The sequence below is a fragment of the Amycolatopsis balhimycina FH 1894 genome (assembly GCF_000384295.1).
In the GTDB taxonomy this organism is placed as follows: Bacteria; Actinomycetota; Actinomycetes; order Mycobacteriales; family Pseudonocardiaceae; genus Amycolatopsis; species Amycolatopsis balhimycina.
This window is the reverse complement of record NZ_KB913037.1, coordinates 9,850,156-9,863,346: the sequence shown is the minus strand read 5'-3', so window position 1 is coordinate 9,863,346 and position 13,191 is coordinate 9,850,156. Positions and strand designations below refer to the sequence as shown.

Here is a 13,191-nt window from a genome sequence, read left to right as displayed (position 1 = left end):
TCGGCTCGCCGACAGTCGACCGCGGGGCGCGAGCCCCGCGGTCACCGGAGATGCCGCCGGAAGTCCGGCGTCATTCCTCCACAATGGATTCCAGCAGTTCGGCGGCGAGCTTGTCGGCCGGCTGGACCCACTGGTGGCGCAGGCTGCGGAACAGGGCCGCGGCGCGCGTCCCCGGCCAGCCTTCGGGCAGCAGCTCCGGCGGCAGGACCGGGTCGCGGCGGATGAGCAGCAGCCATTCCGCGCCCAGCCGGATTCGCTGGGAGAGGTCGTCCAGGTCGCCGTAGGCGCGGTCGGTCCACCGGCGGAGGAACTCGTCGTAGCCGGTCGCGATCTGCGGCAGGTCCCAGGCCTCCCGGGCGATCCGCGCGGGGTCGGTCCACATGAACGGTTCGGCGCGGAACACCTCGGCGTGGTCGAGCAGGTCGAGCTCGGCCAGGGCCGGCGCGATGTCCGCGGCCGCCGTCGAGACCCACAGGCCGCTGCGCAGCAAGCCGAAACCGAACCAGCCCAGCCGGGTGCGCAGGGCGTGCCGGTCCGCGCGGCGGGTCTCCGGTACCGAGAAGCTCAGCAGGGTCCACCGGCCGTCCCAGTGCCGGTCGACGATGTCGCCGTCGAGCTTGCGCTGGCCGTCGCGCAGCACGGCCGTTCCGTGCTCGGTCAGCCCCAGGAACGCCTGGCGGCCCCGGCGGACGGTCCGGAGCAGGCCGCGGCGGCTCATCCGGCTCAGCGTCGCCCGGGTCGCGTGCTCGCCGACGCCGAGGCGGCCGAGCACGGCGAGGACACCGCCGGTCGACACGGCGATCCCGCGGTCCAGGACGTGGTCGCCGAGCAAGGCCAGCAGCAGTGCTTCCGGCCGCACGACCAGCGTGGCCCCGTCTCCCGTGGGGTCGACGGCTTCCGGCATGCGCCACCTCCTCGCCCGATCCACCGGAGCTCAACCTACCGGGCGGCGCTTGTTCGTCATCCCGGTCGCGACCGCCAGCCTTTTGTCAGGCTTTTTTGCCCATTCTCGGGAATTCGAAAGTTTCGGAGGATGCGTATACTTGATGAATCGTTGACGGTCGTCGTTAATTTGCCTACTCTCGCTCGGCGAGGGGGATCGCCGACCGGAGGTCACCGATGAGTGGATTCAGAACGGCGTTCGTGACATTCGTCAGCACCCTGCTGATCACCATTGCCACCGCCGTGGTCCCGGCCCCGGCGTCGGCCGCGTCGCTGGTGGAGGTGACGGGCTTCGGCGCCAACCCGGGCGGGATGCGCATGCACGTCTACGTGCCGGACTCCCATCCGGCCCACCCGGCGATCGTGGTCGCCATGCACGGCTGCGGCGGCTCTGGCCCGGGCTTCTACTCCGGCAGCGAGTTCGGCTCACTCGCCGCCCGGTACGGGTTCATCGTCATCTACCCCAGCGCCCAGCAGCAGGCCGGGTTCGGGAACTGCTTCGACACGTGGTCGGACGCCGCGAAGCACCGTGGCGGCGGCAGCGACCCGGTCTCGATCGCGTCGATGGTGACCTACGCCGAGCAGCACTACGGCGGCGATCCGAACCGCGTCTTCGCCACCGGCTCGTCCTCCGGCGGCATGATGACCAACGAAATGCTCGCGCTCTACCCCGACGTGTTCAAGGCGGGCGCGGCGTTCATGGGCGTGCCGTTCACCTGCTTCGCGAACGCCGCGGACTTCCCGCCGTGGTCCAGCAAGTGCACCGGCAGCGGCGGCGCGAACCGGACGCCCCAGCAGTGGGGCGACGCGGTCCGCCAGGCCTACCCCGGCTACACCGGCCCCCGCCCGCGCGTCCAGCTGTGGCACGGCACCGCCGACACCCTCGTGCCGTACTCGCTGCTGCAGGAAGAAATCGAGCAGTGGACCACCGTGTTCGGGCTGAGCCAGAACCCGACTTCCACGGACACGCCGCAGGCCGGCTGGAACCGCCGCCGCTACGCCGACACCTCCGGCACCGTCCGGGTGGAGGCCTACAGCATCCAGGGCGCCGGGCACAGCCTGCCCGCGGGCGGCATGGCCGCCGTCGCGATCGCCTTCTTCGGCCTGAGTTCCTGACGGAGGCAGCACCGCGATGTCATGAACGACTCTTTCCTGTCGTCCGGCGACAGGAAAGAGTCGTTCATGACACCCGGAAGGGGTCAGGGGTGCAGCGGGACGGCCTCGGCGGCGTCGGCCGCCTTCAGCGCTTCGATCACGCCGGCCAGGTGGACCCGCGCGGCCTCGGCCGCCTCGGCGGGGTGGTGGGCGCAGATCGCGTCGATGATCGCCAGGTGCTCCGGCAGGGAGACCTGCGGCCGCCCGGCCCGCATCGCCAGGCGGAACTGGTGCCGGACGCTCTGGCCGCGCAGCCGTTCGAGGACCTGCGCGGCCGTGCGCTGCCCGCTGATCTCCCGGACCCGGCGGTGCAGCCGCTGGTTGAGCCCCGAATACCCGACGACGTCGCCGCCCGCCACGGCCATCTGCATCCGTTCGCCGAGTTCCCGCAGCTCGCCGACCTCGGCGTCGGAGATGCGCTCCGCCGCCTTCGCCGCGCAGAGCGACTCGAGCATCATCCGGACCTCGGAGATCTCGACGGCCTCCTCCAGTGACACCGCGCGCACCCGGGCACCCCGGTTCTGCACCCGCTCGACGAGCCCCTCGTTGGTGAGCTCGATCAGCGCGGCGCGCACCGTCGCGCGGCTCGCGGCGAACTGGTCGGAGAGGTCCGCTTCCACCAGCCGCTGGTTGGGCACGAACTCGCCGCGGACGATCGCGTCGCGGATCGCCGCCACCACGGAACGCTCCCCCGGCCGCCGGCCCACAACACTCTCGCTCATCCCTCGGCTCCGTTTGTTGACAATTTTGTCGAGCACATCGTGTACTCGATCGTATCCTGCCGAGAGGATTCTGCTGTGACCGGAGTCATCGCACTACTGGGACTGGGCGAGGCCGGCGGCGCGCTCGCCCGCGACCTGACCGCCGCGGGGGCCGTCGTGCGCGGGTACGACCCTGTCGTTTCCGCACCCGAGGGCGTCGTCGCCACCCGTTCCGAGGCCGAAGCCGCCGACGGCGCCGATCTGGTGCTCAGCGTGAACAGCGCGTCGGCGGCCGTCGACGCGCTCGAAGCCGGGCTCGCCGGGGTGCGGGCGGGAGCGGTCTGGGCCGATCTGAACACGGCGTCCCCCGGCACCAAGCGACGGCTGGCAACCATCGCCGCCGCGCACGGCGTGCCGTTCGCCGACGTCGCGATCATGGCGCCGGTCCCGGGCCGCGGCCTGCGGGTGCCGATGCTCGCGACCGGGGACGCCGCCGGCACCGTCGCCGCCGCGTTGAACCAGTTCGGTGCGGCGGTCGAGGTCATGGACGGCGAACCGGGGCTCGCCGCCGAACGCAAGCTGCTGCGCAGCGTGTTCTTCAAGGGAATGTCGGCCGCCGTGGTCGAAGCCCTGCGTGCCGCGCGCGCCGCGGGCTGCGAGGACTGGCTGCGGAAGGTCGTCACCGACGAGCTCACCGCCGCGAGCGCGTCCACAGTGGACAGACTGGTCGACGGCTCGCACCGGCACGCCGCGCGCCGCACCGCGGAAATGGCGGCGGCCGCGGAGATGCTCGGCGAACTCGGCGTCCGGGCCGATGTCGCGAGCGCGGCGCGCGATCAGCTTGCGCACCTGGCTTCACACAGGATTGTCACCAATCATGAGTGAACTGCCGCCCGGCCCGCGTCACCGATGAGCGGCCAGCACTGCCGCGAGGCCGTCTCGCAGGTCCTTGACGAAGTACCCGGGCACCTCCAGCGACGGGAAATGTCCCCCGGCTTCGGGCGCCCTCCACCGGACGATCTGCCGGTACCGCTCCTGCGCCAGGGGACGCGGGCACTTCTCGATGTCACGGGGGTACATGCTGATCGCCGACGGGACGTCGACCCGGAGTTCGGGGTCGAGCGAGTTGTGGCTTTCGTAGTAGATCCGGGCCGCCGACGCGCCGGTCCGCGTCAGCCAATACAGGGTGACGTCGTCGAGGACGCGGTCCCGGGAAATCGTCTCGAACGGGCTGTCCCCGGTGTCCGACCACTCGGCGAACTTGTCGAGGATCCAGGCGAGCAGCCCGACCGGTGAGTCGACGAGCGAGTAGCCGATGGTCTGCGGCCGGGTCGCCTGCTGCTTCGCGTACGCCGCCCGGTGGCGCCAGAAATGGCGGGTTTCTTCGGTCCACTGGCGCTCGACCGCCGTCAGCCCCTCCGTGGCCGCCCCGGGCACTCCCTCGGCGAACGTGGTGTGGATACCGAGGACGTGCGCCGGGAACCGGCCGGCGAGAACCGTGGTGATATTGCCGCCCCAGTCGCCGCCGTGGGCGGCGAACCTGTCGTAGCCGAGCCGTCCCATCAGTTCCACCCACGCGGCCGCGATCTTTTCGGTCCCCCACCCGGTGGTGGCCGGCTTGTCGCTGTAACCGAAGCCGGGCAGCGACGGAACCACGACGTGGAACGCCGGCGCGTCCCCGTCTTCCGGATCCGCCAGCTCGTCCACCACGTCGACGAACTCGGCGATGCTGCCCGGCCAGCCGTGCGTCAGGATCAGCGGAGTGGCATCCGCGCGCGGGGATCGGCGGTGCAGGAAGTGGATGCCCAGCCCGTCGATGGTCGTGCGGAACTGGCCGATCCGGTCGAGGCGCTCTTCGAACGACCGCCAGTCGTAGCCGGTGCGCCAGTAGTTCACGACATCGACGAGGTCGGCGAGCGGAACGCCCTGGTCCCATCGGCGAGGGCCGGGCGCGGCGCGATGGACCGTCTCGGCCTCCGGCAGCCGCGCCGCGGCCAGCCGGGCGCGCAGCTCGTCGAGGTCGGCGTCGGTCGCGTGGGCTTCGAATGCTTGCACGTCGCTGGTGGGACGGGGCATGAGTCCTCCTGGTCGTCGTGGAACCGGCTAAGGCGGTTCTAACACGTCGCCGGGCCGGCGTGCAACCGGCTAAGGTGGTTCCATGCGCGGTGGGTTCCCCGAATTTCGCCTGGGTAGCGTGCTGGCGACCAGCTTCACGGCGACCCTGACGGAGCGTCAGGGCGACGCCGTCGAGCGCATCCCCACGCCGCAGCGACTCGTCGACTGGCTGGCCGTGAACGGTCTCGCCGTGGACTCCTGCACCACCGCCCAGCTCGGCCTCGCCCGGGAACTGAGGGAGTCGATCCACGCCGCCGCGACGGCGGCCGCGATCCAGGACGCGCTCCCCGCGTCCGCCGTCCAAGTCATCAACGACCGCAGTGTCCAGGGACGGGCCGCGGCCGTCCTGACACCCGAGGGCAAGCGGCGGTGGCAGCTCAGCTCGGCTTCCCGTGTGGAAGACGCCCTCGGCGTGATCGCCGCCGACGCGATCAGCATCATCGCGGGCGAACGAGACGGAAAACTGGCCTTGTGCGCGTCGCCGACCTGCCGGGCCGCCTTCTTCGACACGAGCCAAAGCCGCACCCGCAAATGGTGTGACATGAACACGTGCGGGAATCGCCAGAAGAAGGCGCGCTTCACGGCCAACCAGCGCAAGAACTCCAGGCCGGCGGAGTTGCCGGAAAGCTGACGGCCCGGACCGGCGAGGGTCCGGCGAGGCGCGCTACGGCTTGAGGATCGCCGTGGGCAGGCCGAGCACCTCGACGATCCGCTCGACCGCGTCGCCGAGCCGCACGAAGTCCTCCCCCAGCGGCTCGACCACCAGCCGGCGCACGGTGGCGACGTGACTGGGCGCCGCGGCCTCGAGGTGCGCGCGGCCCGCGTCGGTCATGGTCGCCAGGGTGAAGCGCCGCCCCTGGCCGGTACACACCGTCCGGGTCACCCACCCCCGGTCTTCCAGCCGGGCGACCGCGTGCGAAATCCGCGGGAGCGACCCGTTCGCCATTTCCGCGATCTCGCTCATCCGCAGCGTCTCGTCGGGTACCGCCGACAGGCGCGCGAGGATCATGTAGCCCAGCAGCGTCAGGTCGGCGTCGCGCAGGAGCTGCCCCTCGAGCGCCCCGGGCAGGGCCAGCAGCACCTTGACCAGGTTGACCCACGCACGCCGCTGGTCGGCGTCGAGCCAGCGGACCGGCTCCTCTTCATGCTTTTCCACGCTGCGCTCCTCCACGCTTGACTTTAACACGCAACTCAACCTACCGTTGGGTTTAACACGCAACTCAAGGAGGAACGATGACTACCACCACGACCCCGACCGCGACCCTCGCGCTCCGGCTCGGCCTGGCCGCCGTCGCCGCGTTCGCCGTGAACACGGCCATCGCGCTGGTGGCTTCCGCGCTCGACGACGGCGGCCTCGGCGTCGGCCTCGTCCCCGTCGTCTACCTGTCGATGACCCTCGTCGGGCTCCTCGCCGGCGCGGCCGGCTGGACGCTGATCGTCCGGCGGGCACCGCACGCGCTGCGCGTGGTCGTTCCCGCGGTGCTCGTGCTCACCTGGATCCCGGACCTGGTGCTCCTGATCACGGGCGCGACCGTGGCGAACGTCGTCGGCCTGATGCTCATGCACCTGGTCGTCACCACGGCCGTCGTCACCGCGATGCGCCCGACCCTGCCCCGGGCGTGAGCCGGTTCGTCAGCGCGGCGGGTAGCCGGCGAATCCCGGTTCGGGGCGGCCGCACCAGCGCGCGGTCGGCTTGACGATCGCGAGGACCAGCGTCGCTCCGGCCGGGACCAGGACCATCAGCAGCCCGACGTACGCGGCACCGGCGTACATCCCGCCGAAGCCGCCGCTGTAGTACCAGACGCCGGCCGCGCTCAGCGCGACCGACACCACCGACAGCAGGATGGCGAGCCCGCTGCCGACGATCGTGAGCACCCGGCCCATCGGCTTGCGCAGGAACAGGAGGATGCCGCCGGGGAGCAGCGTCCCCGCGAGCACGATGTTCTGGACCAGCAGGAGAATGCCCATCCACAGCGGGCCGAGACCGGCCAGCGTGGCGATGCCGCCGATCAGGCCGACGAGGTAGAGCAGCCCGCCGAGGACGGCGAGCACGCCCGCGATGATCGCCGTGGCCCCGTTCGGCTGGGGTGGCTGCATCCCGTAGCCCGGTGCGGGGTAAGGCGCCGGCGGGTACGGCTGGCCGGCGCCGGGGTACGGCTGCGCGGGGAACCCGCCCGAAGGCGCCGGATAGGGCGGCTGCCCCGGGTGGGGCGGTCGTCCCGGATACGGCTGCTGGGGATCCGGGTGCGGCGGATGCCCCGGATAGGGCTGTTGGGGCCCCGAGTACGGCTGTTGTGGCCCCGGCTGCCCGGAATACTGCGGATACGTCATGGCGTCCTCGGTCTCGGCTGACCGCCCCGACGGTGCGCCACCCGGCCTTCCGGCGGCTACGGCCCTGATCGAGTCTCTCATGCGCGACGGACCGGACGCCGAGGGTCCGGTGTGGACGGTGCCACGTCTTCCGTCCGGCTCACCGGCACTGCTGCTTCAGCAAGGCGTCCAGGCGCGGATAGACCGCACGGGCGTTGTGCTCCCGGATCGCCGCCCAGTCCTCTTCGGACAGTCCCGCCGCTTCGGCGTACCGGCGGGTGTCGTCGAAGTGGTGGCCGGTGCGCGGGTCGACGCCGCGGACGGCGCCGATCATCTCGGACGCGAACAGGATGTTGCGCGCCGGCACCACCTCGAACAGCAGGTTCGCCCCCGGCTGGTGGTAGACGCACGTGTCGAAGTAGACGTTGCCCAGCACGTGCTCCGCGAGCTCCGGCTTGCCCAGCGCCGCCGCGAGGCCGCGGAACCGGCCCCAGTGGTAGGGCACCGCGCCGCCGCCGTGCGGGATGACCAGCCGCAGCGCCGGGAAGTCGGTGAACAGGTCGCCCTGCACGAGCTGCATGAACGCGGTCGTGCCGGCGTTGAGGTAGTGCGCGCCGGTCGTGTGGAACGCGGGGTTGACGCTGGTGCTGACGTGCACCATCGCCGGGATGTCGTACTCCACCATCTTCTCGTAGACCGGGTACCAGGACCGGTCGGTGAGCGGCGGGGCCGTCCAGTGACCACCCGAGGGATCCGGGTTGAGGTTGAGCGCGACGGCGCCGTACTCCGCCACGCAGCGGGTCAATTCGGGGACACAGGTGGCCGGGTCGGCGCCCGGGGACTGCGGCAGCATCGCCGCGGGGACGAACCGGCGGGGGTAGAGCGCGCTGACGCGGTGGCACAGCTCGTTGCAGACCGCCGCCCACTGCGCCGAGGTCTCGAAGCCGCCGACGTGGTGGGCCATGAACGACGCGCGGGGCGAGAAGATCGTCAGGTCGATCCCGCGCTCGTCCATCAGCCGGAGCTGGTTCGGCTCGAGCGTCTCGCGCAGTTCGTCGTCGCTGATGCGCAGGTCGGCACGGACGGGCGCGGCGACGGGGTCATCCAGCGCGGCGATCTGCCGGTCGCGCCACGCCGCGAGGGCGGGTGGCGCGGTCGTGTAGTGGCCGTGGCAGTCGATGATCAAGGGGATTCCCCATCGCTTCGGCAGACTTGACCTCCGCACCCTAATCGTCGATCAGATTGTTAACAATATCTACAACGAGGATGTTCTTAGAACGTCGCCAGCATCCCCGCCGATCTACACTCACCCGCATGCACGCCCGTTCCCGCCGAAGCGTGGGCAACCTGCCGGCCGAGCTGACCAGCTTCGTCGGCAGGCGGCATGAGCTGGTGGAAGTGAAACGCCTGCTGTCCGCGGCCAGGCTGGTGACGCTGACCGGCGCCGGCGGTGTCGGCAAGACGCGGCTCGCGCTGCGCGTCGCGGCCGACGTGCGCAGGGCCTTCCCCGATGGCGTCTGGCTGGTCGAGCTGGCCGACCTGGGAGACCCGCACCTGCTGCCGAGCACCGTGGCGACGGCGCTCGGCCTGCGCGGCACCGGCGACCAGGCGGCCGCGCTCGCCGAGTACCTGGAGGACAAGCAGCTGCTCCTGGTGCTGGACAACTGCGAGCACGTCGCCGACGAATGCGCGACGCTGGTGGCGAAGCTGCTCGCGATCTCCGGGGGGCTCCGGGTGCTCGCCACCAGCCGGCACACGCTGCACGGGGAGGGCGAGCACATCCTGCACGTCGAGCCGCTGCCCGTCCCGGAGGCCGAAGACACCGGCGCGAGCCCGGTCGAGGCGGTGACGCTGTTCACCGAACGGGCGGCCGCCGTCTCGCCGGGCTTCGAGCTGACCCCGGAGAACCGGGCGGCGGTGGTCCGGATCTGCCGGCGGCTGGAGGGCATCCCGCTCGCCATCGAGCTGGCCGCCGTCCGCCTCCGCGTCCTGTCGGTCGACCAGCTCGTCGAGCGGCTCGACGACCGGCTCGGCCTGCTCACGTCGCGCCCGCTCGGCGCGCGGCCCCGGCCGCGGACCCTAGAAGCGGCGATCGGCTGGAGCTTCGAGCTGTGCACGCCCGCGGAACAGCGGATGTGGACGCAGGCGTCGGTGTTTCCCGGCGGGTTCGACCTCGACGCGGCCGAGCACGTCTGCGCGCCCCACGAAACCGACGGCGACAGCGCACTGGACGTCGTCGCGGGGCTGCTGGACAAGTCGGTCATCAGCCGCCGGAATGGCACCTTCGGACGGCAGGCCTGGTACCGCATGCTGGAGACCGTCCGCGAATACGGTGGCGCCAAGCTGGCCGAGGCGGGTGACGAGACCGGCGTGCGGGCCCGGCAGGCCCGGTACTACGCCGGCCTCGCCCGGCGCTACCGGACCGAAGGCTTCGGTCCGCGCCAGGTGGAGTGGCTCGACCGGCTCCGGCGCGAGCACGCCAACCTCCGGACCGTGCTGGAGCAGTGCCTCGCCACCCCCGAGCGGGCGAGCCACGCGCTCGACATCGCGGCCTCGCTGTGGAACTTCTGGTACGGCGGCGGCCTCGTCCCGGAGGGGTGCCGGTACCTGCGGCGCGGGCTCGAGCTGTGCGGCGAGCGCACGATCACCCGGGCGCGGGCGTTGTACGGCATGGCGTTCCTCGCGATCCAGACCGGTGCGCCGCACACCGAACTGCTGGCCGAGCTCGCCGAGCTGGCCGAAGAGTTCGACGACGAACGGCTCCGCGCGGGCCGGGCGGAGTGTGCCGGCATGGCCGCGTTCTTCACCGGCGACCTGCGGGGCGGTGCCGAGCTCCTGGAGCGCGCGCTGGCCGGGTACCGCCTGGCCGGCGACGCGCTGCTCGTGTTCGACACGCTGATCCTGCTCGCCGCCGCGCGGTTCTTCCTCGGCGACCCGCGTGGCACGGCCGCCGCGGAGGAGGCGCTCGCCCTCACCGAGCGCCACGAGGCGCGCTGGTCACGGGGCTACGCCTTGTGGGCCGTCGCGATCCACCGCTGGCGGGCCGGCGAGCACCGGCAGGCAGCGGATCTGCTGCGCGAGGCCATCGCTCTCCGGCTGACCGACCGCACGCTGCTCGCGTTCCTCGTCGAGGCCCTCGCGTGGTGCCACTCGTCCGAAGGCGCGCACGACCGGACCGCCCGGCTGCTCGGTGGGTCCCAGGCGGTCTGGCGGCTCAGCGGCGCGCGGGTCGGCGAGATGAGTCCTTACCAGAGCTTCGACGAGCAATGCGCCACGCTGGCCCGCAACGCGCTCGGGGACGAGGAGTTCGACGCGGCTTTCGCCGCGTCGGCCGGCTTCGGTCTCGACGAAGTCGTCCGGTACGCACTGGGCGAGAAACCCGCCCCGGCGCGGGCGAGCGGGCCGGCGCGGACCGGCGAGCCCGGCGGGCTGACCCGGCGGCAGCGGGAGATCGCCGAGCTGGTGGCGCGGGGGATGACCAACAAGGAGATCGCCGCCGACCTCGTCCTCAGCGGACGGACCGTGGAGGGGCACGTCGAGAACATCCTGGTGAAGCTCGGGCTCACCTCCCGCGCCCAGGTGGCTTCGTGGCTGGCGGGTCAGCCACGGCGACCCGCGTAGTCCTTCGGGTAGTTTCCCCGGTCCTCCCCGGGCGGTTCCCGGCGATCCTTCTCTCACGACCACAAACGGTGTGGAGGAGGACGAGGTGTCCATCGACTCGGCGCCGCAGGCCTGTCCCCAGTGCCAGCGGCCGACGGTGCTGATGTCCCACGCGTGGGGACGCCAGTGGGTGCACGTCGGCACCTGGCGCCCGCAGTGCGGCGCCCCGCCCTGGACCGCCCGTGCTTCGGGGACCGGACCCCGGCCGGGAGCCCGGGGTTAGGTCACCGAACCGGCCGGGCGCGCGGACGCCACCCCTCGTGGCCCGGCAGAGCGTGGTGGGGGCGCCGATCTTCGCCCCCCTGGATCGTGCGACCCCGCCACGCTCGCCCTCCCGGACGCCTTCACCGCGACCGCGCACGGCCGAAGGCGTCCGTGATGGCCCATCGGGGAACTTGACGCCTTCCCCGATGGGCCATTCAGCGTGGTACATCAAACCGGTTTGATGTATTTTCCGGAGATGGCTCCCGAGCCGCCCGCCTTCGTCCGGCTGGCCGCGCACCCGCTGCGCTGGTCATTGCTGAGCGCGCTCGCCGGTGGCGACCTCCGCGTCCGGGAGCTGGTGGAGCGCGTCGGCGAGCCGCAGAACCTGGTCTCCTACCACCTGCGGCTGCTGCGCGGCGGCGGGCTCGTGACCGCCACGCGCAGCAGCTTCGACGGCCGGGACAGCTACTACCACCTGGACCTCGGCCGCTGCGCGGGCGCGCTGGCCGAAACCGGCGCGGCCCTGCACCCCGCGCTGCGCCCGGAGACCCCGCCCCTCCCGGAGGGGGTCGCCGTGCTGTTCGTGTGCACCGGCAACAGCGCCCGCTCCCCCGTCGCCGAAGCGCTGCTGCGACGGCGAACCGCCGGGAAGGTGACCGTGACCAGCGCGGGCAGCCACCCGAAGGCCGCACTGCACCCCGGCGCGGTCCGGGTGCTGAGCGACGAGTTCGGCATCGACGTCGCCGGGCAGCGGCCGCGGCACCTGGACACGGTCGCCGGCCACCGGTTCGACCACGTGATCACCTTGTGCGACAAGGTCCGCGAGACCTGCCCCGAATTCCCGCACCACCCGCGCCGCCGCCACTGGAGCATCCCCGACCCGGCAGGGGCGCGGGAGCCCGGTTCGTTCGCCCGGACCGCGGCGGAGATCGACACGCGCGTCCGGCACCTGCTGCCGGATCTCCCGGCGCCCCAAGACTCGGTCCCCCAAGACCAGGAGGCCCGGCCGTGACCGACCAGTACGCGAGTGTCCGGTACGTCGTCGACGACGTCCCGGCGGCCATCGAGTTCTACACCACCCAGCTGGGCTTCACGGTGCGCATGAGCGCCGCGCCGGCGTTCGCCGACGTCGTCCGCGGCCCGCTGCGGCTGCTGCTGTCCGGCCCCGCCAGCTCCGGCGCCCGCGCCACTCCCGCGGGCTCCTCGGCCGCCGGCCGCAACCGCATCCACCTCGTGGTCGCCGACCTGGACGCCGAGATCGCGCGGCTGGCCGGCGCCGGCGTGGCCTTCCGCACCGACGTGGTCTCCGGCCCCGGCGGACGGCAGATCCTCCTCGCGGATCCCGCCGGCAACCTCGTCGAGCTCTTCCAGCCCGCCCATCGGGACTCCGCCCACCGGGACTCCGCCCACCGGGACTCCACCCACCGGGACTCTTAGCCACTGCTCCGAACGCGGGACGGAGCCGGCCGCCTTCGCCGATCGTGTTGTGGCCGCCCGCGACGCGGTTCTAGGCTGGTCACCATTCCTGGTTCAACCCCGAGCCATCCCCCGGCCGTCGCCTCAGCGGGAGGGTGGGTTTCACCATGCCTTCGGCCGATCGGTCCCGTCCGGACCGGCTGACCACGTCCCGGTCCCACGGCGACCCCGCCGTCGTGACGCTGGCCGGGCAGCTCGACAGCGGGACCGTCCTGATCATGGCGCGCGCCGTCGCGCAGTGCCTCGCGCAGGACCCCGCTCCGGAGGTCCTCGTGCTCGACCTCACCGACGTCACGCGGCTGGCCACCTCCGCGATCCGGGTGCTGCTGCACGCCCGTGACCACGCCGCGCGCTGCCGGACCACGCTGCGCATCACCGCGCCCCGCCACCCCGGGCCGGTGCGCGCCCTGCGGATATCCGGCGCCCACGCCATCTTCGACGTCTACGCCGATCGCCGCGCCGCCCTGGCCGCCGGTGATCGGAGCTCCTTCCTGGAACTGGCGCACCGGCTGTGGACCGCCGGGCACTGAACCGCACATCCGGAAAATAATTCTTCACCACAACCCGGGAATATTCTTTTTCGCGACTACCCATTACCCGATCGAGTGACGTCCTGGCGGCATCCGGG

General features: G+C 72.1%; 14 protein-coding genes. 8 read left to right on the top strand and 6 right to left on the bottom strand.

All coding sequences use genetic code 11. The features are described 5' to 3' along the window. Positions 1-70: 70 nt before the first annotated feature. Positions 71-904, bottom strand: coding sequence for a PaaX family transcriptional regulator (locus A3CE_RS0145540; protein ID WP_020646798.1), 834 nt, complete (start codon positions 902-904; stop codon positions 71-73). Positions 905-1,119: 215 nt separating this feature from the next. Between A3CE_RS0145540 and A3CE_RS0145535 the strand changes: the two genes are divergently transcribed. Next, a complete protein-coding gene (locus tag A3CE_RS0145535) occupies positions 1,120-2,058 on the top strand; it encodes an extracellular catalytic domain type 1 short-chain-length polyhydroxyalkanoate depolymerase (protein WP_245589716.1) in 939 nt (312 codons plus the stop codon). 83 nt (positions 2,059-2,141) lie between these two features. Here the strand turns inward: A3CE_RS0145535 and A3CE_RS0145530 are convergent, their stop codons facing one another. After that, entirely contained in the window at positions 2,142-2,819 is a 678-nt protein-coding gene (locus A3CE_RS0145530) for a GntR family transcriptional regulator (RefSeq protein WP_125591389.1), read from the bottom strand. A 75-nt stretch (positions 2,820-2,894) separates the two neighbouring features. Here A3CE_RS0145530 and A3CE_RS0145525 point away from each other — a divergent pair, with 75 nt between their 5' ends. Further along, a complete protein-coding gene (locus A3CE_RS0145525) occupies positions 2,895-3,683 on the top strand; it encodes a DUF1932 domain-containing protein (protein ID WP_020646795.1) in 789 nt (262 codons plus the stop codon). Between the two features lie 18 nt (positions 3,684-3,701). Here the strand turns inward: A3CE_RS0145525 and A3CE_RS0145520 are convergent, their stop codons facing one another. Further along, a complete protein-coding gene (locus A3CE_RS0145520; protein ID WP_020646794.1) occupies positions 3,702-4,874 on the bottom strand; it encodes an epoxide hydrolase family protein in 1,173 nt (390 codons plus the stop codon). Between the two features lie 82 nt (positions 4,875-4,956). On the opposite strand from A3CE_RS0145520, the gene A3CE_RS0145515 reads away from it, so the two are divergent. Continuing rightward, complete coding sequence (locus A3CE_RS0145515; protein ID WP_026469498.1) at positions 4,957-5,544, top strand: CGNR zinc finger domain-containing protein; 588 nt, start codon at positions 4,957-4,959, stop codon at positions 5,542-5,544. Between the two features lie 33 nt (positions 5,545-5,577). Here A3CE_RS0145515 and A3CE_RS0145510 read toward each other — a convergent pair whose 3' ends face one another. Next, positions 5,578-6,069: a MarR family winged helix-turn-helix transcriptional regulator gene (locus A3CE_RS0145510; protein ID WP_020646792.1), complete on the bottom strand. Its 492-nt coding sequence runs from the start codon at positions 6,067-6,069 to the stop codon at positions 5,578-5,580. A 77-nt stretch (positions 6,070-6,146) separates the two neighbouring features. On the opposite strand from A3CE_RS0145510, the gene A3CE_RS0145505 reads away from it, so the two are divergent. Beyond that, entirely contained in the window at positions 6,147-6,536 is a 390-nt protein-coding gene (locus A3CE_RS0145505) for a DUF6069 family protein (RefSeq protein ID WP_020646791.1), read from the top strand. Between the two features lie 9 nt (positions 6,537-6,545). Here A3CE_RS0145505 and A3CE_RS52825 read toward each other — a convergent pair whose 3' ends face one another. Continuing rightward, positions 6,546-7,244: a hypothetical protein gene (locus tag A3CE_RS52825; RefSeq protein WP_125591388.1), complete on the bottom strand. Its 699-nt coding sequence runs from the start codon at positions 7,242-7,244 to the stop codon at positions 6,546-6,548. Between the two features lie 139 nt (positions 7,245-7,383). Further along, positions 7,384-8,409 (bottom strand): amidohydrolase family protein, encoded by a 1,026-nt coding sequence (locus A3CE_RS0145495; RefSeq protein ID WP_020646789.1) that lies wholly within the window; start codon positions 8,407-8,409, stop codon positions 7,384-7,386. A 128-nt stretch (positions 8,410-8,537) separates the two neighbouring features. On the opposite strand from A3CE_RS0145495, the gene A3CE_RS0145490 reads away from it, so the two are divergent. The 4 genes from A3CE_RS0145490 to A3CE_RS0145475 all read left to right on the top strand — a co-directional run bounded on the left by A3CE_RS0145490 (position 8,538) and on the right by A3CE_RS0145475 (position 13,093). Next, entirely contained in the window at positions 8,538-10,844 is a 2,307-nt protein-coding gene (locus A3CE_RS0145490; protein ID WP_026469497.1) for an ATP-binding protein, read from the top strand. A gap of 499 nt (positions 10,845-11,343) precedes the next feature. After that, complete coding sequence (locus A3CE_RS59475; RefSeq protein WP_020646787.1) at positions 11,344-12,099, top strand: arsenate reductase/protein-tyrosine-phosphatase family protein; 756 nt, start codon at positions 11,344-11,346, stop codon at positions 12,097-12,099. Further along, entirely contained in the window at positions 12,096-12,524 is a 429-nt protein-coding gene (locus A3CE_RS0145480; protein ID WP_020646786.1) for a VOC family protein, read from the top strand. Before A3CE_RS59475 ends, A3CE_RS0145480 begins: the two co-directional genes overlap by 4 nt. A gap of 146 nt (positions 12,525-12,670) precedes the next feature. Beyond that, positions 12,671-13,093, top strand: a complete 423-nt coding sequence (locus tag A3CE_RS0145475; protein ID WP_125591387.1) for an STAS domain-containing protein — start codon at positions 12,671-12,673, stop codon at positions 13,091-13,093. Positions 13,094-13,191: the final 98 nt, after the last annotated feature.

What these genes read in the sequence shown, in the direction of transcription:
- A3CE_RS0145520 (WP_020646794.1), bottom strand. Translation starts at nt 4,874, where the DNA reads ATGCCCCGTCCCACCAGCGACGTGCAAGCATTCGAAGCCCACGCGACC.
- A3CE_RS59475 (WP_020646787.1), top strand. Translation starts at nt 11,344, where the DNA reads ATGGCTCCCGAGCCGCCCGCCTTCGTCCGGCTGGCCGCGCACCCGCTG.
- A3CE_RS52825 (WP_125591388.1), bottom strand. Translation starts at nt 7,244, where the DNA reads ATGACGTATCCGCAGTATTCCGGGCAGCCGGGGCCACAACAGCCGTAC.
- A3CE_RS0145535 (WP_245589716.1), top strand. Translation starts at nt 1,120, where the DNA reads ATGAGTGGATTCAGAACGGCGTTCGTGACATTCGTCAGCACCCTGCTG.
- A3CE_RS0145540 (WP_020646798.1), bottom strand. Translation starts at nt 904, where the DNA reads ATGCCGGAAGCCGTCGACCCCACGGGAGACGGGGCCACGCTGGTCGTG.
- A3CE_RS0145505 (WP_020646791.1), top strand. Translation starts at nt 6,147, where the DNA reads ATGACTACCACCACGACCCCGACCGCGACCCTCGCGCTCCGGCTCGGC.
- A3CE_RS0145475 (WP_125591387.1), top strand. Translation starts at nt 12,671, where the DNA reads ATGCCTTCGGCCGATCGGTCCCGTCCGGACCGGCTGACCACGTCCCGG.
- A3CE_RS0145530 (WP_125591389.1), bottom strand. Translation starts at nt 2,819, where the DNA reads ATGAGCGAGAGTGTTGTGGGCCGGCGGCCGGGGGAGCGTTCCGTGGTG.
- A3CE_RS0145490 (WP_026469497.1), top strand. Translation starts at nt 8,538, where the DNA reads ATGCACGCCCGTTCCCGCCGAAGCGTGGGCAACCTGCCGGCCGAGCTG.
- A3CE_RS0145515 (WP_026469498.1), top strand. Translation starts at nt 4,957, where the DNA reads ATGCGCGGTGGGTTCCCCGAATTTCGCCTGGGTAGCGTGCTGGCGACC.